Origin of the sequence: Gallibacter intestinalis, assembly GCF_014982745.1 — a bacterium.
GTDB classification, from domain to species: domain Bacteria; phylum Bacillota; class Clostridia; order Peptostreptococcales; family Anaerovoracaceae; genus Gallibacter; species Gallibacter intestinalis.
The window spans coordinates 129,194-151,195 of sequence record NZ_JADCKA010000002.1; the positions used below are offsets into that span (position 1 = coordinate 129,194).

Below are 22,002 nucleotides of genomic sequence, written 5' to 3' on the forward strand. Positions count from 1 at the left end.
CCTTACCACTCTATTTGACTTATCGGTACAGGATTTTCATTTAATCTCATATCTGTAACAGTACCGTTCTTTACCTGAATAACTCTGTCTGCCATTGGAACAATAGCCTGATTATGAGTTATAACGATAACCGTTTGATTTCTCTGCCTACATGTATCGTGAAGCAGTTGAAGTATGTTTTTACCCGTAATATAATCCAAAGCCCCTGTTGGCTCATCACAGAGAAGTATCTTAGGATTTTTAGCAAGAGCTCTGGCAATGGATACTCTCTGCTGCTCACCTCCGGAAAGCTGAGCTGGAAAGTTATTCATTCTATTGCCCAGACCTACTTCTCTTAACACTTCCGCAGCATCAAGGGGATCTTTACATATTTCTGAAGCAAGTTCCACATTTTCCAATGCAGTCAAATTTTGCACCAGATTATAGAACTGAAAAACAAAACCCACATCGTATCTACGATATGATGTGAGCTCTCTGTCATTAAGTCGGCTGATTTCTCTGCCGTCAAGATATACCGAGCCTTCATCGCAACTGTCCATACCGCCTAAAATGTTCAGAAGTGTCGTCTTACCTGCACCGCTTGGTCCAACTATAACGCAGAATTCTCCCTGACCAATTTCAAAGCCGATATGATCAAGGGCAGATATCTTTTGGTCTCCCATTTTATAATACTTACTGACATTATTAAATTTGACATATTGCGACATAAAACTACCTCTTTATAAAGTAATATCTTATAGATTATTATAAATCGGGTATAAGTCCACAGTCAAGGAGAGCCTTACTTATAAGCTCATGGCCTTTTTCATTGGGATGCATACCATCGGTACATATATAATCCTGTATATTTCTATGACTTAAAAATATCCTTCGTATATCCAGAACCATAACACTCTCTCTTTGTGCCAAGTCAAATATTATGTCGTTATACATCTCATGCCATCTGTAAATGAAATCCTTATTACCTAAAAATTTTAGTATGTTTTCTCTGGAAAGTCCTTGGCTGACCCATTCAAAAAATCTAAGATAATCTATCGGAGGCAGAGAAAGAAGCACAGGGACACAATTTGCAGCTTTAACTGCTTTAATTAATCTCTCATATTCTTCTCTGAATCTTTCCGGTGGCACTGCTGATTCATGTTCAGCATAGGGATCTCTTGCAATCTCACTCCATTTAAAATTACAGTCATTACCGCCAAATTCCAACACTACAATGCTACAATTTTTTATTTTATCTACATTTTTCCTAAAAATCTCTATGCCTTTGCTCACAGTACATCCGAATTTAGAAAGATTATCAATTACCAATCCTTTACTCTCAGATATTATATCCACAAAATTCTTTTTTACTTTCCTGTATTTTTTCTTTATATCGTCATAGACTATACCTTTAGATACACTGTCTCCAAAGATAGCTATTTTCGTTTTTTTAAGATCAATCATATTTATGTTTTCCATATATGCAGTCCTTTTTTTAGTTTTAAATATATTAAAATATGTTTTTCATTACTATATCATATAATATTAATTTTGTAAATTGATTTACAATTCTATTATCATATAGTACAATCATTTATTATTGGAGGTTTAAATATGGAAAAAGAAAATAACAATACCGATATTAAATCATTATTCACTAAAAAAAGACCAGAACACTGGAATATGATTCCCGATCTTGATCTTTATATGGATCAGATTATTGAATATATGAAACGACAACATCCAGGCTTTGACGTCAATGAAAAACTGACTTCGTCCATGGTTAACAACTATACCAAGCAGGGACTTATGCCACGCTCAAATGGTAAAAAATATGGTCGTGAACACATAGCCTGGCTGACAGCGATTTGTCTTATCAAACAAATCGTTTCTGTAAACGATACTAAAGTCCTTTTAGATGAGCATATGAAATATGAAAAAACTGAAGACTTTTATGAAAAATACATTGAAATTCTTGACCGTGAGTTTAAAAATATGGATAATTTATTGAGTAATCAGGATAAAGAAAAAAAAGCAGAACTTGCCCTTGAACTTGCTGTTGCAAGTTATGCAAGAAAACTCGCATGTCAGTGCCTGATAAACTCACTGAAAGAATAGGATAATGATTAAGTGCTTATAAAATACTTTACAAAACGTAAACTCATAACAGCGACTGTCGCGCTTATACTGGCAGCCGCTTTTCTGGTACCTTCCATTGCAAAAGGCGCGGCATCCGATTCTGCGGATGCTCTTTCATCTGTTAAAGTCAAATCTTCATATGCAGTTGTTATGGATGCCAACAGCGGCAATATTCTGTACGATAAAAGCGGAGATGAAACAATTTATCCTGCCAGCACCAGTAAAATACTCACATGTATAGTCGCAATTGAAAATTCAGATATGGATGACATAGTAACTGTATCTCAAAACGCTTTAAAGGGTCAGGAAAATAACGGTGCCCATATCGGTCTTAAAGCCGGCGAAAAGCTGACAATGAAAGATGCATTGTACGCTATGATGCTGGAAAGTGCCAATGACGCAGCTATTGCCATTGCAGAATCCATCAGCGGTAGCGAAGAGGAGTTTGCAAAGCTATTAAACGAGAAAGCAAAGGAACTGGGACTTGAAAATTCCCATTTCGTTACACCAAACGGTCTCTTTGATGATGAGCATTATACTACTGCAAAAGATCTTGCCATTATCACAAAGTACGCTATGGAAAACGAAGAATTTCTTAAAATATTTAGTGCATATAAGTATATAATGTCTCCTACTAATATGAGAAGTGATGAGCTTGACATATACACTTCCCATAAGATGACAAAATATAAAAGCATGGAATATGACGGAATAATAGGCGGTAAAACAGGCTACATTGAGGAATCAAAATGCAATGTAGTGACAGCGGCTGAACGAAACGGAATTAAGCTCATATGCGTCACAGCCAAATGCGATAACATAATAGATGCATATAACGACTCCACTAAGCTTCTTGACAGCAGTTTTGAAAACTATTCAAAGGTTAAAATATCTGCATCCGAAAATCAGGAAAAATTTGAAGACATGCTAAAAAGTTCAAATTACAAAATAAAACATTCTTCAATTTCTGATGACGACTTATCCGCTGTAATACCAAAAGATGCAGATGTTTCTCAGATAACATATAAGATAAAAGAAGAAAAGGCATCCTATCCCATTAAGGAAGGCGATGTGACTGGAAAACTACAAATGATGTATGATGGTAATATTGTAGGAACTGCAGACATAACCGCTGATAAGGACCTCAGCTTTTGGGGTTATGCCATGTCCATAGCTGTAAAAGTAATACTTGGCATTGCAATACTTTTAATAATTACAATTGTTGTATTGCGTATATATTTTACATCCAAGAGAAAACGAAAAAAAATCTCTCGACGATAATCGTCGAGAGTATTTTTTTAGCCTATGATAAACCAATTCTTAAAAGCATACCCGGAATGCCGTCATGACGACTAATTCACGACCTTACCTTCCGTAAGGTGGGTCCCTCATCACGGTTTCTGTCTTCCACTGCAAGGAGGCCTGACATCCGTCCGTGAGCTCTAGGTCCCGTATGAACTCTGTAGGTTGAATTACACAGCCACAACGCACACCCCAGGCTATGACTTGCTTTCAACTAGATGTTATACCTTTTAGTCAGTTTAGTCAATATATGTTTTGTCCTATTTGTTTAAGCTTCCAGGTCTATCTTGCAGTTATGATATACCTTCTGCACATCATCGTTGTCCTCGAGAAGCTCAATCATCTTCTTCAGATTTTTGATGTCCTCTTCATCTGTAGGTTCAGATTCCATTGATGGCAGATAATCGATATCAGCCTCAACAAATTCGTAACCAGCCGCCTTTAATGCTTCTGATACAGCATCAAAATCATCAGGTGCAGTGAGAATTTCATAACTGTCGTCATAGGTAATCATATCCTCCATGCCGCCTTCCAAAGCTGCTTCCATAAGAGCATCTTCATCAATGGCGTCAGTCTTTTCGATTACGATTACTCCTTTTCTTGAGAACATATAGGATACGCATCCCGGTGTACCAAGATTACCTCCGAACTTATCAAAGGCATGCTTTATAGCTGCTGTAGTTCTGTTTTTGTTATCTGTAAGTACATCAACGATTACAGCAACACCTGCTGCACCGTATCCTTCAAAGCTTCCAGTTTCATAGTTCTCACCGGCAAGCTCACCTGTACCTTTTTTGATTGCTCTTTTAATATTATCATTAGGCATGTTTATGCCCTTTGCCTTATCGATGGCATGCTTAAGAGCAACGTTATATTCCGGATCTCCGCCGTTTTTAGCCGCAACAGTTATCGCTCTTGCGTACTTTGTAAACATAGCGGCTCTTTTTGAATCCTGCTTTTCTTTTCTTCCTGCAATTGTTCCGTGTCTGCCCACTTAAAAGCCTCCATTCTTTTTAAAATACCTCAAATAGTATACTACTGTGACTGCTTCTTTTCAAGGTTTTTATGGGCAGTAGCCATCATCAGCTTTATTCTGTTAAGCTGATTTACTGAGCTTGCGCCCGGGTCATAGTCGATGGCAGCCACATTTGCATAAGGATTTCTCTTTTTAAGAGCCTTAATCATGCCTTTACCTACCACATGGTTAGGGAGGCAGGCAAAAGGCTGCAGACAAACGATATTTTCAACACCGCTGTCGATGAGCTCAACCATTTCTCCTGTGAGCAGCCATCCTTCACCACACTGGTTACCCAAGGAAATAACATCTTGAGCCTTCTCAGCTGTTTCCTTGATATGCGAAGGTGGTCTAAAGCGTTTGCTTTCCTTAAGAGCTTTTACGAGAGGCTTTCTGAAAACCTCAAGAATATTTATAAGGGATTTATTTACAGCCATGTTTTTAAAGGAGCCTGCAAGATGCTTGTAATTGAATTCCTTGCTGTACATACCGTAAAGGAAAAAGTCCAAAAGATCCAATACAACGGCTTCTCCGCCTTCTTTTTCGATTACGCCTACAATATCGTTGTTTGCAGTAGGATGATATTTAACGAGTATTTCACCTACGACGCCGACCTTTGGCTTAACCACATCTTCAAATATCTCAAGATTGTCAAAATCCTTGATAATATTCTTTACATTTCTTTTAAATTCCTTTAACTTACAGTCTTTGATATTCTTGTCTGCTATCTTTGACCATTTTTCAAACAATGCATCCGCAGAACCCTGAACCTTTTCGTAAGGCCTTGTTCTGTAAAGCACCTGCATCAGTATATCCCCGTATAAAATAGCCAGAACCATTTTTAAAGCAATTTTTGCAGTAATTTTAAATCCCGGATTGCTTTCAAGTCCCACCATGTTTACGGAAATAACCGGTATCTGAGACATTTTAAGGTCCTTAAGGGCTTTTCTCAGCAAAGCCACATAATTTGATGCCCTACATCCGCCTCCTGTCTGGGACATGAATATAGCAGTTTTGTTAAGATCAAATTCTCCGGACTTAAGAGCGGCTATAATCTGGCCTAATGCAACGATTGTCGGATAACATGCATCGTTGTTTATATACTTTAAACCTTCTTCTACAGCATGAACGCTAACAGGCGGAAGCAGCTTAGCCTTATACCCTTCACTACCTAAAGCAGTCTCAAAGAACTGGAAATGAATAGGTGCCATCTGAGGAATTAAAATAGTATAATCATCTCTCATTTCCTTTTCAAAGGTAACTCTTTTAAATCTTGATGTTGCCTTTTTATGCTTGATTCCGTTTCTGTCTCTTTCACTCATGGCAGCTTTAAGAGATCTTATTCTTATCTTTGCCGCACCAAGATTATTACCTTCGTCTATCTTAAGCACCGTATAAAGCTTATTATGCTGAGAAAGAATTTCCTGGACCTCATCGGTTGTTACGGCATCAAGTCCACATCCGAAGGAATTAAGCTGAATAAGCTCAATATCATCTGTATTGCCGACAAATTCGGCAGCTTTGTACATACGGGAGTGATACATCCACTGGTCAAGAACTCTGACAGGTCTTTCAAGGCGACCAAATTGAGCCACAGAGTCCTCAGTAAGTACTACAATATCAAAGGATCTAATAAGCTTATTCATTCCATGATTGATTTCCGGATCAAGATGATATGGTCTTCCAGCCAGGACCACTGCCTTTTTACCGTTCTTTTTAGCATATTCTAAAGCTTCTTCGCCCTTTTTTACTATGTCCTTTCTGAAAGCCTTGTATTCCTTTCTACCTTCCTTAACGGCTTCTTCTATTTCCTTCTTAGGAATGTTAAGCTCAGACATCTCTCTGGTCATTTCCTCTATAAGACGCTTATCGTCATCATAAGGGATGAACGGATGAATAAATCTGACTCTGTTTTCCTTAAAGATGTCATCCATATTATTGGCAATCAATTCAGGATATGTGGCAACTATTGGACAGTTATAATGGTTTGGAGCGCTTTCATCCTCCTTCTGTTCATAGTTGATGCTAGGATAAAATATATACTTTATACCATTGTCAACAAGCCACCTGATATGTCCGTGCACCAGTTTTGCAGGATAACACGCAGTATCCGACGCTATGGTTTCCATACCGCTTTCGTACATTTCTTTACTAGACTGTCCAGAAAGTACAACTCTAAAGCCGAGCTTTGTATAGAATGTAAACCAGAAAGGATAGTTTTCATACATATTCAAAACTCTTGGAATACCAATGGTTCCTCTGTATGCCTTTTCCTTTTCAAGAGGTTCATATTCAAACAGTCTGTTATATTTATATTCGTAAAGGTCAGGAATATCATTATTCATAATAGTTTTTCCTTCACCCTTTTCGCATCTGTTACCTGTAATAAACAATGAACCGTCGTTAAATCTGTTTACAGTCAGCAGACAGTTGTTTTCACATCCGCCGCATCTTGTATGGGTATTGGCAACAGTGAAATTATCAAGCTGGTCGGAGCTGAGTATCGTGCTTACTTCTCCTTCCTTCCAGTTGTCCTTTGCAATAATTGCTGCACCAAAAGCACCCATTACACCGGCGATATCAGGTCTGATTACATTCTTACCTACGATTTTTTCCATGCTTCTTAGCACTGCATCGTTAAGGAATGTACCGCCCTGAACAACAATCTTTTCTCCGGCTTCATCAGGATCTCTTAATTTAATTACCTTATAAAGGGCATTTTTAATTACAGAATAGGAAAGTCCTGCGGAAATATCACCGATGTCAGCTCCTTCCTTCTGAGCCTGTTTAACCTTGGAATTCATAAACACAGTACATCTTGTACCAAGATCCACAGGAGATTTTGAAGACAAGGCTTCCTTTGCAAAATCCTTAGTATCCATATCAACGGATTTTGCATATGTTTCAATAAAGGAACCGCAGCCCGAAGAGCATGCTTCATTGAGCATAATGTCATAAATTGCCCCATCCTTTATCTTCATGCACTTCATATCCTGACCGCCGATATCCAATATAAATTCAACTCCCGGCAGGAACTGCTCTGCCCCCTTATAGTGGGCCATTGTTTCTATTTCACCTATATCAACTTTAAAGGCAGCTTTAATAAGCCCTTCTCCATAACCTGTAACAGCAGCTTTGGCAATATGGGCTTCTTCCGGTAATTTTGAATATAAATCCCTCAAGATTTCCTTAACTACTTCAATAGGCTTACCTTCATTGCTCTGATAGAAATCGTAAAGAAGATTTTTATCATCATCAATAAGCGCAGCCTTTGTTGTTGTAGAGCCAGCGTCGATACCAAGATAAACATTTCCCCTAGCTTCGGAAATATCCTTTCTCTTTATCTTGTCTTTATCATGTCTTTCCTTAAATTCACGATAATCCTCCTCGTCTTTAAATAGAGGCTCCATATGCTTAGTATCGGAAAGCTGCGTAGGATCTACATTTTTAATTCTTTCGTATAGTTCCTTCATAGGCACGGCTTTCTGCTTTTCAGCAAGCATAGCGGCGCCTATGGCAACAAAGTATTTGCTATCTTCAGGAAAAATTACCTGCTCATCTGTCAGCTGCAACGTTTCTATAAATCGCGCTCTTAATTCAGATAAAAACGACAGTGGTCCACCGAGAAAAGCGATGTTGCCCTTTATCTGACGACCGCATGCAAGGCCACTTATGGTCTGATTTACCACGGCCTGAAATATAGACGCAGCCAAATCTTCTATTGCCGCTCCATCATTAATGAGCGGTTGTATATCAGTTTTTGCAAATACACCGCATCTTGCAGCAATAGGATATATAATTTTATGGTTTTTAGCCGCCTCATTAAGGCCTTGAGCATCTGTATTAAGCAAAACTGCCATCTGGTCGATAAATGCCCCAGTACCTCCTGCACAAGTACCGTTCATCTGCTGTTCTATTGACTGACCGTAGAAAGTAATTTTAGCATCTTCACCGCCCAGCTCAATTACAACATCCGTTTGCGGAATTAAAGTTTCCACGGCTTTGCTGCAGGAAACAACTTCCTGTTCAAAATAGACACCCATCAATTCTGACAGGGCAAGTCCGCCGGAACCTGTAATAACAGCCTGTACATCAGCTCTTTTATGAGTTTTGTACAGGTCCTCCAAAAGTTCCGTAACCTTTTCCATGACATTTGACATGTGTCTTTCGTATCTTTTGTATATTATTTTGTTTTCGTCATCGATTACTACAAGTTTGACCGTAGTCGAACCTATATCAATACCTAATTTCAAAACATTTCCTCCCACATAAAATGTATTGTTTACAACATTATATTATACCAATTTTTTGGGATTTGAAAACAAAGTTTTACAAACTTCATACACAATTTCACCTATATTTTTATACCATCTTTTAAACTTTACCATAACCATTGATTTTGCTATACTATTTTCATGAAATCAACTATTAAACGCTCTACGTGGAAGGCTATTTACAGGCTTTTAGACAGGGTTTCTCCAATTGACGGAGACTGCGGAAAATTGTGCGGCTGTGCCTGCTGTACACCTGAAGGAGACGAGACTCAGGAAGGTCTCGGAGATTTTGTATTGGGAATGTATCTTCTCCCTGGAGAAGAAAAACTTTTTTCCATGAAAGAAGGCTGGCTCAAATGGTCTGTGGAAAACGCAGAGGATTACGAATTTCCAGATTCATGGCATGGTAAAGTATATTTTATACGATGTACAACACCTCCCTTCTGTCATAGGGAAATGCGTCCTATACAATGCCGAACATATCCGCTTATGCCATATATAGATAAGGACGGAGTTTTTTCCCTTGTACTTTCTAAAGCAGATGTACCCTACAGCTGTCCTCTTATAGATAAAAAAATCCCTTTAAACGAAAGATTTTGCAGAGCAACCTTTACAGTGTGGAAACGACTTATTAAAGATCCTCTTATCTATGACCTTGTGAAAATGGATAGTCAAATGATGCGTGATGAAGGTCTCTTGACTTTTTAGTTTTACCGTGATAGATTAGTTGCATAATTAAAAGGATTCGATTACTGACGATGATAGTGGATTACCACATGAAGTCGAATCTAATATTAAGTCGATCGTCTGGGCAGTATTATCGCGAGATTCGCGAATACTGTCCTTTTTTCTTAGAGAAAGGAGCCAAAATGTTCAAAGATGAATTTCAGTCTGTATGCTCGGCCGGTGTGTCGAAATACAATTTTATGAAAACAAATCCTGCCGGATATATGGTATCATCAATGGTTGCCGGTATGTTTATATCCTTTGGTAGCTTTGTTGCATTCGTATTAGGTTCTCTTATTTCAGCCGGAGATGCCGCATCATGGACAAAGGCTGCACAGGCTTTTGCATTTGCTGCTGCCTTAAGTCTCGTGGTAATGGCTGGAGCAGAGCTTTTTACGGGAAACAATTTTGTTTTAACCGCCTCTTCCCTGAGAAAAAAGGTTTCCTGGCTTGGAACTGTAAAGCTATGGATAGTTTGCTGGATTGGAAATCTTATCGGTTCACTTATCTGCGTGCTAGCCTTTAAGCTGACCAATATACCTACTGGAGATACAGGTGCATATTTTGCGACAATAGCTACCGGTAAGGTAGAGCTAGCACCGGTGGAGCTTATAATTCGCGCTATACTTTGTAACATCCTCGTTTGTCTTGCGGTTTGGTGCGGTACTAAGCTTACAACCGAATCAGGAAAGCTTATTATGATTTTCTGGTGCATATTTGTATTTATGGTATGCGGTTTTGAGCATAGCGTGGCCAATATGAGTATAGAAGGTGTTGCCCTATTTAACGGAGATATAAGCCTTAGTAGCTATGCCTACAGCGTAGGTCTTGCATCCATCGGAAACATCATAGGAGGTGCTGTATTTGTGGCACTGCCGTATCATATTATTTCAAAGGAAAAAGAATAGTGTTTACCATTTTTAATCCATAAGAAGAACGCAGCCGTTTTTCGACTGCGTTCTTTAATTTATACAATATTATTTCGTTGCGTCAATTATAAGATCTACACATTTGTCAACGCCCAGCTTTCCGCTGTCTACCATCAGATGATAGTTGTCAACATTTCCCCATTTTCTTTCACAGTAGAAAGAGTAATGCTTTGCCCTTGCCTTATCGCTTCTCTTTATAACATTTGCAACCTTTTTTTCTTCAATACCGTATTCTTCTATGGCTCTCTTTTTTCTGCTTTCATAGTCAGCATGAACAAATACATTTAATACATCATCTCTTTCTCTTAAAATGTAATCTGCACATCTTCCTACTATTACACAGGATTCCTTTTCTGCCAATTCCTTTATAATGCGGCTCTGAGCTATAAATACATCTTCTCCTATTACCTGAACATTTTCTATAATAGGGCTTACAGAATAGTATCCTAAAGTTGAAATATTAAATGCCTGAGCTGTTGTCATCTTTTCGGAAGCTTCCTCTACATAGCCGGCTGCCATTCCGCTTTCCTGAGCTATCATATCGATAAGGACCTTGTCGTAGAATGGAACTCCCAGCCTCTTAGCGACCATTTCGCCTATTTCTCTGCCGCCGCTTCCGTATTCTCTACTTATAGTAATTATTCTTGTATCTGCCATTATTCTTCAACCCCCAGATTCTTAAAAGTTTTATTGTATATGTATTTAAGTACTATTATGTAGTATGCAACACCGATTATTTCAGCCAAAGGAAATGCAAACCATACCATTCTCAGGCCGAAAAGCTTACCGAATATGAATGCCAGCGGCAGGATTCCCACAAACTGTCTTATCATAGAACCCCACATACTCATCATACCGTGACCTGTTGCCTGGAAAAGACCTGCAGCAACTATACCAAAGCCTGCAGGGATAAAGCACCAGCTTATACTTCTGAGAGCATCTATACCTATGGTGTACATGTTATCCGAAGCATTGAACATGCTCAAAAGCAGTCCTGGGAAGAACTGGAACAGCAGTAGTCCTAAGGCCATTATCGACATAGCAGCAATAATCGCCAGTTTAAAGCACCTCATCATTCTTTCTCTGTTTTTAGCTCCGTAGTTATATCCCATAATAGGAAGAGCTCCCTGGTTTACACCTATGGCAGGCATAAATACAAAGGATTGCAACTTACCGTAAACGCCGAGCACCGCAACAGCTGTTCCGGAAAAAGAAGCAAGTATAGCATTCATACCAAAGAGCATTACAGAGCCCAGTGCCTGCATAACTATGGACGGTGCACCTACAGCATATATATCCTTGATCGTTCTAAGCTTAAAATCTTTACTAAATACCCTTACATTGACTGCATGGTCCTTTTTTATAAGGATAAATATTCCCAGTGCACAGCCTATTGCCTGAGCAATTACAGTGGCAGCCGCAGCACCGGACACACCCATTTCAGGAAGTCCAAACCATCCGAAAATCAGAATTGGGTCAAGTATAATATTTATTACAGCACCTACAATCAAAGTAATCATTGGCACTATCATATTACCAGTAGCCTGGAATATCTTTTCACATATCATCGCAGTCATTGTGAACACACTAAAGATAGTAATAATCTGCATATAGTCCACACCGTACTGAATTACTGTCTGATCTGTTGAAAATATCTTCATAAAGGCTTCAGAAAAGAACAGCCCGAATATTGCAAATACAAGCCAGTTTAAAACGCCAAGCTTTATACCGCATGAAGCCGCATCATCTGCATCCTGAAATCTTCTGGCTCCCAGCCTTCTGGAAATCAGCGAGTTAAGTCCGACACCTGTACCTACACCCATCGCCACAAGCAATGCCTGTATCGGAAATACGATGGAAACGGCCGTCAGAGCCTTTTCACCTATCTGTGCAACGAATATACTGTCAACAATGTTGTACAGAGAATTTATCAGCATCGACAGTATTGCCGGTCCTGACATTGTAGCCAAAAGTTTACCTATGGGCATGGTACCCATTTTGTTTTCTCTTGCTTCCATATATCCACTCCTCTCATATTTTACTTATATAAACTATTTGAGAAATATTATTTAATTACTTCCTTCATTTCACCTGTAGTACTGTCCATTATATATCCGTAGACAGTCACATCATCAGGAATCAGAGGATGCTCTTTTATAACATTAACAGTAGAAATTACTGATTCTGTTTCATCATCAAAACCTCTGAGCCATCCGTCAATATCAATGCCGCAGTTCTTTATCATATTGAGAGTATCCTCAGAAATTCCCCTCTTAATCATTTCCGCTTCGATTTCTGCAGGATTTAAACCTCTCATTCCGCAGTCCGTATGACCTATGACAAGAATATGAGTTACACCCAGTTCATAAACGGCAACCATAAGACTTCTCATTACAGAACCAAAAGGATGAGAAATAACTCCTCCGGCATTTTTAATCATCTTGGCATCGCCGTTTTTAAGATCTAAAGCAGCCGGTAAAAGAGCTGTCAATCTTGTATCCATACAGGAAATAATAGCTACTTTTTTATCCGGATACTTTGTAGTCATAAATTCTTTATATTTGCCCTCTTCAACAAATGTCTTGTTAAATTTGAGCATATGATCAATAAAGTCCTTCATTTTTTCAGTTCCTTTCACGGTATTTTGCGCTATCCGCAATAGATTATTATATCTTATTATTCTAAATTCATCAAGATGTTGAGAACTGTAACTAGCAAGTAAAATTAACACCAGTTTAACATTCATTTAATCTTACCAATGCATGTAAGGTATTATAATACTCTTTAGGAGGTAAAAATGTATACGGGAATAGTTGACATAGGTTCAAACACCATAAGATTGATAATTTACAATATAGATAAGTCTAAAAACATCGAAAAAGTTTTCTCATATAAGGAAACTGCTGGATTAGCAGGATATGTAGAAGAAGGTACTTTGAACAGTCATGGAATTGCAATTCTTAACAGGACCTTAACACAAATAAAGAAAATTACCGATGATTTATCAATTCCTAAGGTATGGTATTTTGCAACGGCTTCTTTAAGAAATATATCAAATACCGATAAAGTAATAAGCGATATCTACAAAAATCTTGGAATCAACATTGACCTTATTTCCAATGAAGATGAAGGTTATTTAAGTTATTACGCCATGAAAATGCTTTTAAACGGCAAATTAAACAGTGAAAACGGAATTATTGCTGACATCGGAGGAGGCTCTAGTGAAATTGTTATATTTAAAAATAACAAAATAGTAGAAAACACTTCCCTTCCTATCGGTTCTTTAAATCTTTACTCTAATTACGTTAAAGGCATCTTGCCCTTAAAAAAAGAAATAAAAGCTATAAAAGCGGAAATAAATCGTCAGCTATCAGTCATAAAAAACAAAGATGCTTTTACAGATTTGATAGGTGTTGGCGGTACATTCCGACTAATTCCAGATCTAGTTGGAAACCAAAACAAAGAATTTTCTATAGAGCAGCTTGATAATCTCATCGACTGCAGTAAAACTGACAGAAACGACCTGGCAAATCTTATTTTAAAAGTGAAGCCAGAGCGAATACATACAGCCATCCCAGGCATGCTCATAGCAAGAGCAATTATGAAAAAATGGAAAATATCCGATGTACTAACAGACAGAATAAGCGTACGGGACGGATATCTTCTGCGAAAAATTAACGGAGGCAAATAATGGACTACAGCTATACTCAGGACAGAGAACTTTCATGGCTTAAATTTAATGAAAGAGTTTTAAACGAAGTAAAAAACAAGGATATGCCTCTTTTAGAAAGGCTTAAATTTCTTGAAATATACACAAATAATCTTGATGAATTTTATATGGTAAGAGTCGGCACTATATTCGATATGAATATTTTTAAGCCGGATAAAAGAGATTCCAGGTCAAATATGACACCGGCAGAGCAGCTTGCTGCAATCAACCATGAAGTGCGTAAGCTGGAAAAGACTAAGGTTCTCTACTACAAGGATATAATGTCCGATCTTGAAGAAATCAAAATTCATCATATGAACATTGAAATCCTAGGAAACAAAGATAAAGAATATCTTAAGTCATATTTTGAGTTAAGGGTATTTCCTTTCCTCACTCCAATGGTAATAGGAAAGCAGCATCCTTTTCCTCATATTCCAAATAAGGAGCTTCATGTTCTCGTTTCCCTTTCAAGAAAGGATAAAGGCTTTTTCGGTATTATTCCGATACCATCAAACCTCGAAAGAGTAATTTATCTAAATAATAAAAAGACAAGATATATTCTCCTTGAAGATTTAATCAGCTATTATTGCTCAGATATATTCACCAATTATCATATGAAATCAAAGGCAGTTATAGCAGTAACCAGAAGCGCAGATATAGATCCCGATGATGATATGTTTGAAAAACACGATGACTATATTGAACATATGAAAAAGGTTTTAAAAATGCGCGGTCGCCTGCACCCTTTACGAATAGAAGCCTACGGTGAGCTTCCTGATGACCTTGCGGATTTTATCACAAAGAAGCTAGACATGGATAAGAAAAATATTTTTTCAGATTCCGTTCCCCTGAACCTTAAATATTTTTACGAAATAATTGATAACATACCTGAAGAAATCAGAGAAAAGCATACTTACGGTAAATATGTGCCAGCAAAAGCCAATATGTTTTATCCCGGAACTTCTGTAGTCAAGCAGATACAACAGCAGGACAAAATGCTGTTCTTCCCCTATGAAAGCATAGATCCTTTTTTACAGCTTCTTAAAGAATGCTCCGAGGATAAGGAAACAGTTTCAATTAAAATAACCATATATAGGCTTGCTAAAAATGCCAAGATTGTAGATTATCTGTGTAAAGCAGCTGAAAATGGCAAAGAAGTTTTAGTACTTATGGAACTTCGTGCCCGTTTTGATGAGGCTAATAACATCAACTATTCTAAGAAACTTGAAGATGCGGGAGCAACAGTAATCTATGGAATGGAAAATTACAAGGTTCATTCCAAAATCTGTCTTATAACTCGAAGAAGTCATAAAGGCGTATCGTATATTACACAGATAGGAACAGGAAATTACAATGAAACCACTTCCAAAATATATACAGATTTCAGTCTTATGACTGCTTCTAGGGAAATTGGAGAAGATGCGGTTATGTTTTTCCAGAATATAACTATGTTTAATCTTAACGGAGTATACAAACATTTACTTGTATCCCCTACTTCTCTGAAAAGTACTATTCTTGATAAAATCAGAGATGAAATTAGAAAAGCAGAACACGGGCAAACTTGCGGAATATTTATGAAAATGAATTCCCTTACAGACAGGGATGTTATAAATGCTCTTAAAGACGCTTCCGTTGCTGGTGTTCCTGTATTTTTGCTTATAAGGGGTATTTGCTGCATAAGACCCGGTGTTGAAGGTAAAACGGAAAATATACATATCGAAAGTATAGTAGGCCGTTTCCTTGAGCATACGAGAATATATCTCTTCGGTGATATTTCTGATGTTTCCCAGCAATGGGATATTGATTTATATATTTCCTCTGCTGACATGATGACAAGAAACACAGAAAGGCGAATTGAAGTCGCTGTTCCAGTATACGACAACGATATAAAGAACAGAATACTGAAAATCATTGAAGTATTAAAAAAAGACAATGTAAACGCACAGGTTCTACTAAGTAACGATGAGTATACAGAAAAGAACCATGAAATGCAACGATTTGACTCACAGGAATTTTTACTCAGCTACTATAAGAGTCACGAACCGTCCCCTGTTTTAAGACAAAACAACGTTCTATTGGATAAACTCAAATCCATATTAAATAAGCGACATCCTTAAGATGTCGCTTAAATTGTATCATTTAGTTATTTATCATCTATTACAAGCTTAACCGCATCAGGTCTTGAATAGTGACCGCAGGCATCAAATTCCATTCTGCTGGCATATACCATGCTCATATCCAAATCAGCATAGATAATTTCTTCTTTATCCCATACAGGTTCCGTTACATAATGTCCATATGGATCCACTATACAGCTTCCTCCACGGCATACTATATCATTTAATCTATCTATTTCTTCCGGACAATGGAGATCATCAGGATAATCTTCCTTTTTGAAATACATATCACTGTTTATGAAGTAGCAGTGGCCTTCTATAGCTATATGACGAATCGTAGCTTGCCACTCTTCATTATCATTGGTATTAGGAGAAATATATATTCCAACACCCTTTTCATAAAGTGCAACTCTTGCAAGTGGCATATAACTTTCCCAACATATGAGGCTTCCCATTCTGCCCCATGGAGTATCAACCACAGGGAAATAATATTTATCCGCATCGCCCCATACTACTCTTTCCGAGCCTGTAGGCTTAAGTTTTCTGTGAACATATATTAGCTCTCCTTCAGGAGAAAAAATTATATTTGTGTTATATAAAGTAGCCGATTCTTCAACTCTTTCAGAAACTCCAACACTGACATAGGCTCCAGCCTCCTTTGCAGCTTTACCTATAGCATCAGTTTCTGGTCCAGGTACCAGAATAGAATTTTCATAATAAACCTTCCAGTCCTTTCTTCCATCTTCATTGCGGCTGCCTACAGTAAAACCAAAGGTCATTCCATAGGGGTATCCGGGGATAAAAAGCTCAGGAAATACGATTAAATCAGGATTGTTTTCTGATGCCTCTTTAATAAGGCTTATAGTTTTCTCACATCCTGCAGCTTTGTCGAACATAACAGGCGTTGCCTGAACAAGCGCCACTTTGCATCTGTTTTCAATATCTTTCATGGCGTTCTCCTTTCACAGGGTAACTTAAAAATATAAACTAAAGACGGGCAGGTCTATAAGCCGGGTTCTGTATTAGACGATCATCTATCTAGACATACCGTCGCCGGCATGTTCATGCGACCTACCTACCGGGCAGCGACGGGCCGCCGCTTTTTTTGCCCTTTCTTGGTCTTGCTCCGGATGGGGTTTACACGGCCAGCATGTCTCCATGCTGCCGGTGAGCTCTTACCTCACCATTTCAACCTTACCACGACATTACTCGTTTCGGCGGAATGTTTCTGTTGCACTTTCCCTATAGTTACCTACGCCAGACGTTATCTGGCATCCTCGCCCTGCGGAGCCCGGACTTTCCTCATGGTTACCCACGCGACCGTCTGGCCTACCCGTCAAGCTTTAACTTAAACTGAAAATGGATTTGTATCAGACTCAGCCGATACCAATTCTACAGTATCTTCACCGTAGTCTTCAAGAAGTTCTTTAAATTGATTTAGGAAATTTTCCGAAAAGATTTTTTCCGTGCCGTAGTGTCCTGCATCAATTAAAGCCTTTCCCATGGCCTTGGCATCCTGAGCCACATTAAGTTTAACATCACCTGTAATTATCAGCTGACATTCCTTTGCGGTATCAGTATAAAGGATATCTCCACCTGCACCGGTACAAAGAGCTACACGGCTAATTTCCATAGGATCCTTACCCACCGCTCTGATATAATGAGGCGGCAGTTTAAGGCTTTTTTCCACATGCTCAAGAGCCTGCGAAAAGCTCATAACCGAAGGTAAATATCCACTTACTCCGCAGTAATCTTCTACCTCTTCAATATCATCAAGCTCTAAAAGACTTGCAAGATAATAATTATTGCCCAGTGGAGCATTGTCAAAGGTTATATGAGCGGAATATACTGAAATGCCGGATTTTATAAGCTTAATCAAATATCTTCCCGTCACTTCCCTTATATCCACTCTGTCAGGTCTATTAAAGAGAAGCGGATGATGTGTAACAATCATATCTACCGATTTTTCAATGGCTTCGTCAATTATATCGTCATTGATTTCAAGGCAAAACAATATTTTGTCAATATCATCATTTCCCACATTTACCTGTACACCGCTGTTATCCCAGTTTTCTCCGCATTCAGGCGGAGCAATCTTTTCAATTATTTCAATGACTTTATCAAACTTCATAGGCGCCTCCCTTTACAGTTTGAGCATCCTTTCCAAGTATCTTATGTTGTTTTTTACCGCCTTGATATCTGACGGTTTTATTGTTTTACTGTTACCCATGGAAGTCAGTATCCTGTTTTCTCTGTCCAATTTCAGCTGAACAAATTCCTTTGCAAGCGGCTTTTGTAGTTTTGCAACCCAAGGTGGAAGTTCCCACTGTATAGCATCAGGGCCTTCAGGCATCATCATTTCCTCCGGCGCTTCTCCCGGAACAGCAGTGATAATTTCGCAAATAAATCTGCCTTCCCTAACCAGCTGCTCATTTACAATGTTAAAGCCCTTTCTTACAAGCCAAAATCTAAGGCGTCCCTGGGCTGTCCTCGGCTGAAGGATAAGCTTTTTAAACATCTTTGTCTTTCCCATGTCCTTACCGAGTATCTCAGTTATTAAAACGCCGCCCATACCGGCAATAACAATATCATCCACTTCGCCACGCTTAATAACCTTTAGTCCGTATCCCAATCTAAAATCAAATTTTTCACCGGGACACATTTCCTTGCAATTATTTCTCGCTTTATTTAATGAACCTTTGCTAACATCTGTCATTATGACCTTAGGGCTGATACCTTCCTTATACAGGTATACAGGTAGATAACCGTGGTCGGTACCGATATCTGCCACCGTCTCTCCCTGTTCTATTTCATTTGCCATAGCCATCAGTCTGTCTGTCAACATAAATATACCTCTATTCCAAATAATCTTTAAGTTTCTTACTTCTGCTTGGATGTCTAAGCTTTCTGAGAGCCTTTGCTTCAATCTGACGGATTCTTTCCCTTGTTACATCAAACTGTCTTCCTACTTCCTCAAGGGTTCTTGCTCTGCCATCCTCAAGGCCAAATCTGAGTTTAAGCACCTTCTGTTCCCTGTCTGTAAGGGTATCAAGCACTTCAATAAGCTGCTCCTTAAGCATAGAAAATGCAGCCGCTTCCGCCGGAGCCGGAACATCATCATCTGGTATAAAGTCTCCCAGATGGCTGTCTTCCTCTTCGCCAATTGGAGTTTCAAGAGAAACCGGCTCCTGAGCAATTTTAAGTATCTCTCTTACCTTTTCCACGGAGATTTCCATTTCAGCAGCAATTTCCTCAGGTGTAGCCTCACGACCGTATTCCTGAAGCAGCTGTCTTTGAATCCTCATAAGCTTATTTATGGTTTCAACCATATGAACAGGTATACGAATGGTTCTTGCTTGGTCAGCGATGGATCTTGTAATAGCCTGTCTTATCCACCATGTTGCATAAGTTGAAAATTTATATCCCTTTCTCCAATCAAACTTATCTACTGCCTTTATAAGTCCGAGATTTCCTTCCTGAATAAGATCTAGGAAAAGCATTCCTCTGCCAACATATCTTTTTGCAATGCTGACAACAAGTCTGAGATTTGCCTCGCAAAGTTTCTGCTTTGCCAGTTCATCCCCTGCTTCCATACGCTTTGCCAGTTCAATTTCTTCTTCTGCAGTCAAAAGAGGTACCTTACCTATTTCCTTAAGATACATTCTTACAGGATCGTCCACTGCCACAGACTTTGGAAGAGTATCTTCTAAATCTTCCTTGTCTGTATCAATATCCTTGTGCTCGGAGGATTTTTCAGCTTCTAGCTCATCTTCCAATTCATCGATCTCAAAATCCTCTGGATTTTCCTCTGAAAGCAGTTCTATACCGTTACTTGTAAGGTTTTCATATATTTCCTCAATTTCATTTACTTCCAAATCGATTTTTTCAAGTACCTGTCCCACTTCAGCGTAGGAAAGCTTCTTTCCGTTATGCTCGGCTTTATCTTTAAGTTCTTTTACAAGCTCATCCAGATTTTCATGAGTTACCTTGTTTTCTTCGTTAGCCATCAGTTCTCTCCTCCTAAACTACTTCTTTCTTTCAACAGTTTCATCAATTCTTTAGTCAGTCTTTCAGCCTCTTGGGCATTGCCCTGCTCTTCGGCTATTTCCAGCTGCACAGTTATCTCCTTTTCTCTTCTTTTTAATTTTTCCTTTCTATGAGTTCTGATGCAGTCTTCAAAAATAGCTTCCGTTTTACCGCCAAGAGAAATCCCTTCATCGATTTCCCTTAAAGTTTCTACTTCCTTTGGCTCAAGATTTTCCATCAATATGTCAATATCTATTTCTTCATTTTCATCGTAGATTTCATTTATCGCTTTAAATATTTCGGCGCCTGTTTCACTGACAAATATATCCTCATAAGATAAAAGTCGTTTAAAATAACTGCTGTCAGTTAATAGCACCTTTATTACCATTTGCTCAATTTTAGTAATATCCGTTTCTGCCTTATCATCGGATTCTTTTATAGGTTTTCTTTGAACTTCCTCAGCTTTTGCATCCTGTCCCATTTCCAAGCGTAAGGCACTTTCGGAAATTCCGTAATTTTGGGCAACCTTCTTAACATAGATATCAGCTTCCACAGGACTTAAGGTATTTAAAAATACAGCTATTTCCCGAAGGAAGTCTACACGCCCGCGGGTGGTAGAAATATCATGTTTCTTTTTGATGTGTTCAATTCGATAGTCGCCGTAATCCACTGCTTCGTCAACTAACTTATAATATGCAAGCTTTCCTTTAGCCTTGATAAAATCGTCCGGATCCTTACCATCGGATATATGCAATATCCTGACTTTACAGCCTTCCTTATACAATATCTCACTGCCTCTTATGGAAGCTGTTACACCGGCATTATCAGCATCATATGAAAGCACTATGTTCTTAGTATATCTTTTGAGAAGCTTAGCCTGATTTTCAGTTAAAGCAGTTCCTAGGGACGCAGATACATTCAAAACTCCTCCCTGATAAAGGGAAATCACGTCCATATATCCTTCAACCAATATGGCACAGTCTTCTTTGTTTACATAATTTTTTGTTATGTTTAACCCATACAAATTATTCTTTTTTGAAAAAACAGGGGTTTCCTGTGAGTTAAGATATTTTGGCATATCATCGCCGATTGCTCTGCCACCAAAACCTATGACCTTTCCAGCGGTGTTTTGTATCGGAAAAATCACCCGATTTCTAAACTTATCGTAATATTTCCCTTTGGATGTTGAAATTAAACCGAGTTTAAGCATAATCTTTTCATCATAGCCTTTGGACTTTAAATGATTGTAAAGACTGTTCCATTCACCGTCAGCATAACCGATGCCAAATTCATGAAGGGTCTCTTTTGTTAATCCTCTTTTTGCCACATACCTTAATCCCGGATTATCACCGAATCTTAAAGCTTTATAAAAAAACCTTGCAGCCTCACGATTAACTTCATAATAAATATCCTTTTTTTCACTTCGTCCAAAGCCATCATCCAAAGATACACCGCACTGGGCAGCCAGCTTTTCTATTGCCTCAAGAAAGGACAGATTATAATACTTTTCTACAAATGTTATAACATCGCCCCATTCGTGGCAGCCATAGCATGTGTAAACCTGTTTAGATTCAGATACCACAAAAGAAGGTGTCTTTTCGTTGTGGAATGGACAAAGACCAACATAATTGGCTCCTGTCTTTCTTAAAGAAACTACGCTTCCAATCACATCAACGATATTGCACCTGCTTTTTATTTCATCTATGACGCTGTTTCTACCTGAATATGCCACGGTTTCACCTGCCAGTCATCATGCTTTCTGTGATTTTTATGTCTATATACTATA

General features: G+C 38.5%; 18 protein-coding genes, 2 other RNA genes and 1 riboswitch. Of the genes, 6 read left to right on the forward strand and 14 right to left on the reverse strand.

Annotated features, from left to right (window positions below):
- Nucleotides 1–2: 2 nt before the first annotated feature.
- Both INF20_RS02020 and INF20_RS02025 read right to left on the reverse strand, forming a co-directional pair.
- The gene (locus INF20_RS02020; RefSeq protein ID WP_226384723.1) at nucleotides 3–707 is read right to left on the reverse strand and encodes an ABC transporter ATP-binding protein; all 705 of its coding nucleotides are present in this window, start codon (nucleotides 705–707) and stop codon (nucleotides 3–5) included.
- A gap of 37 nt (nucleotides 708–744) precedes the next feature.
- Nucleotides 745–1,458 (reverse strand): SGNH/GDSL hydrolase family protein, encoded by a 714-nt coding sequence (locus INF20_RS02025; protein WP_226384724.1) that lies wholly within the window; start codon nucleotides 1,456–1,458, stop codon nucleotides 745–747.
- A gap of 135 nt (nucleotides 1,459–1,593) precedes the next feature.
- On the opposite strand from INF20_RS02025, the gene INF20_RS02030 reads away from it, so the two are divergent.
- Entirely contained in the window at nucleotides 1,594–2,097 is a 504-nt protein-coding gene (locus INF20_RS02030) for a DUF1836 domain-containing protein (protein ID WP_226384725.1), read from the forward strand.
- 12 nt (nucleotides 2,098–2,109) lie between these two features.
- Complete coding sequence (locus INF20_RS02035; RefSeq protein WP_226384726.1) at nucleotides 2,110–3,399, forward strand: D-alanyl-D-alanine carboxypeptidase family protein; 1,290 nt, start codon at nucleotides 2,110–2,112, stop codon at nucleotides 3,397–3,399.
- 44 nt (nucleotides 3,400–3,443) lie between these two features.
- Here INF20_RS02035 and ssrS read toward each other — a convergent pair.
- The 3 genes from ssrS to INF20_RS02050 all read right to left on the reverse strand — a co-directional run bounded on the left by ssrS (nucleotide 3,444) and on the right by INF20_RS02050 (nucleotide 8,688).
- A non-coding RNA gene (ssrS, locus tag INF20_RS02040) (6S RNA) lies at nucleotides 3,444–3,622 on the reverse strand.
- 66 nt (nucleotides 3,623–3,688) lie between these two features.
- Entirely contained in the window at nucleotides 3,689–4,414 is a 726-nt protein-coding gene (locus INF20_RS02045) for a YebC/PmpR family DNA-binding transcriptional regulator (RefSeq protein ID WP_226384727.1), read from the reverse strand.
- Nucleotides 4,415–4,455: 41 nt separating this feature from the next.
- Nucleotides 4,456–8,688: a 2-hydroxyacyl-CoA dehydratase gene (locus INF20_RS02050; protein WP_226384728.1), complete on the reverse strand. Its 4,233-nt coding sequence runs from the start codon at nucleotides 8,686–8,688 to the stop codon at nucleotides 4,456–4,458.
- 162 nt (nucleotides 8,689–8,850) lie between these two features.
- Between INF20_RS02050 and INF20_RS02055 the strand changes: the two genes are divergently transcribed.
- Nucleotides 8,851–9,417, forward strand: a complete 567-nt coding sequence (locus tag INF20_RS02055) for a hypothetical protein (RefSeq protein WP_226384729.1) — start codon at nucleotides 8,851–8,853, stop codon at nucleotides 9,415–9,417.
- Between the two features lie 30 nt (nucleotides 9,418–9,447).
- Nucleotides 9,448–9,529, forward strand: a riboswitch (ZMP/ZTP riboswitch).
- A gap of 49 nt (nucleotides 9,530–9,578) precedes the next feature.
- Nucleotides 9,579–10,343 carry a formate/nitrite transporter family protein gene (locus INF20_RS02060; RefSeq protein ID WP_226384730.1) on the forward strand — a complete coding sequence of 255 codons (765 nt, stop codon included), beginning with the start codon at nucleotides 9,579–9,581 and terminating at the stop codon, nucleotides 10,341–10,343.
- A gap of 69 nt (nucleotides 10,344–10,412) precedes the next feature.
- On the opposite strand, the gene INF20_RS02065 is transcribed toward INF20_RS02060, so the two are convergent.
- The 3 genes from INF20_RS02065 to INF20_RS02075 are packed head-to-tail and all read right to left on the reverse strand — an operon-like array spanning nucleotide 10,413 to nucleotide 12,984.
- Nucleotides 10,413–11,021, reverse strand: coding sequence for a cytidylate kinase-like family protein (locus INF20_RS02065; protein WP_226384731.1), 609 nt, complete (start codon nucleotides 11,019–11,021; stop codon nucleotides 10,413–10,415).
- A complete protein-coding gene (locus INF20_RS02070) occupies nucleotides 11,021–12,382 on the reverse strand; it encodes an MATE family efflux transporter (protein WP_226384732.1) in 1,362 nt (453 codons plus the stop codon). The genes INF20_RS02065 and INF20_RS02070 overlap by 1 nt, the downstream gene beginning before the upstream one ends.
- A 47-nt stretch (nucleotides 12,383–12,429) precedes the next feature.
- A complete protein-coding gene (locus tag INF20_RS02075; RefSeq protein ID WP_226384733.1) occupies nucleotides 12,430–12,984 on the reverse strand; it encodes a beta-class carbonic anhydrase in 555 nt (184 codons plus the stop codon).
- A gap of 177 nt (nucleotides 12,985–13,161) precedes the next feature.
- On the opposite strand from INF20_RS02075, the gene INF20_RS02080 reads away from it, so the two are divergent.
- Together INF20_RS02080 and ppk1 are read left to right on the forward strand one after the other, a co-directional pair.
- Nucleotides 13,162–14,055: a Ppx/GppA phosphatase family protein gene (locus INF20_RS02080; protein ID WP_226384734.1), complete on the forward strand. Its 894-nt coding sequence runs from the start codon at nucleotides 13,162–13,164 to the stop codon at nucleotides 14,053–14,055.
- Nucleotides 14,055–16,190, forward strand: a complete 2,136-nt coding sequence (gene ppk1, locus INF20_RS02085; RefSeq protein ID WP_226384735.1) for a polyphosphate kinase 1 — start codon at nucleotides 14,055–14,057, stop codon at nucleotides 16,188–16,190. Before INF20_RS02080 ends, ppk1 begins: the two co-directional genes overlap by 1 nt.
- 26 nt (nucleotides 16,191–16,216) lie before the next feature.
- Here ppk1 and INF20_RS02090 read toward each other — a convergent pair whose 3' ends face one another.
- The 6 genes from INF20_RS02090 to dnaG all read right to left on the reverse strand — a co-directional run bounded on the left by INF20_RS02090 (nucleotide 16,217) and on the right by dnaG (nucleotide 21,948).
- Complete coding sequence (locus INF20_RS02090) at nucleotides 16,217–17,140, reverse strand: carbon-nitrogen hydrolase family protein (RefSeq protein WP_226384736.1); 924 nt, start codon at nucleotides 17,138–17,140, stop codon at nucleotides 16,217–16,219.
- 40 nt (nucleotides 17,141–17,180) lie between these two features.
- Nucleotides 17,181–17,526, reverse strand: an RNA gene (rnpB, locus tag INF20_RS02095) — RNase P RNA component class A.
- A 12-nt stretch (nucleotides 17,527–17,538) separates the two neighbouring features.
- The gene (locus tag INF20_RS02100; RefSeq protein ID WP_226384737.1) at nucleotides 17,539–18,321 is read right to left on the reverse strand and encodes a Nif3-like dinuclear metal center hexameric protein; all 783 of its coding nucleotides are present in this window, start codon (nucleotides 18,319–18,321) and stop codon (nucleotides 17,539–17,541) included.
- Nucleotides 18,322–18,333: 12 nt separating this feature from the next.
- Nucleotides 18,334–19,035 carry a tRNA (adenine(22)-N(1))-methyltransferase gene (locus INF20_RS02105; protein WP_226384738.1) on the reverse strand — a complete coding sequence of 234 codons (702 nt, stop codon included), beginning with the start codon at nucleotides 19,033–19,035 and terminating at the stop codon, nucleotides 18,334–18,336.
- Nucleotides 19,036–19,045: 10 nt separating this feature from the next.
- Nucleotides 19,046–20,197, reverse strand: a complete 1,152-nt coding sequence (gene rpoD / locus INF20_RS02110) for an RNA polymerase sigma factor RpoD (RefSeq protein WP_226384739.1) — start codon at nucleotides 20,195–20,197, stop codon at nucleotides 19,046–19,048.
- On the reverse strand, nucleotides 20,197–21,948 hold the full coding sequence (dnaG, locus tag INF20_RS02115; protein WP_226384740.1) for a DNA primase: 1,752 nt from the start codon (nucleotides 21,946–21,948) through the stop codon (nucleotides 20,197–20,199). The genes rpoD and dnaG overlap by 1 nt, the downstream gene beginning before the upstream one ends.
- Nucleotides 21,949–22,002 lie beyond the last annotated feature (54 nt).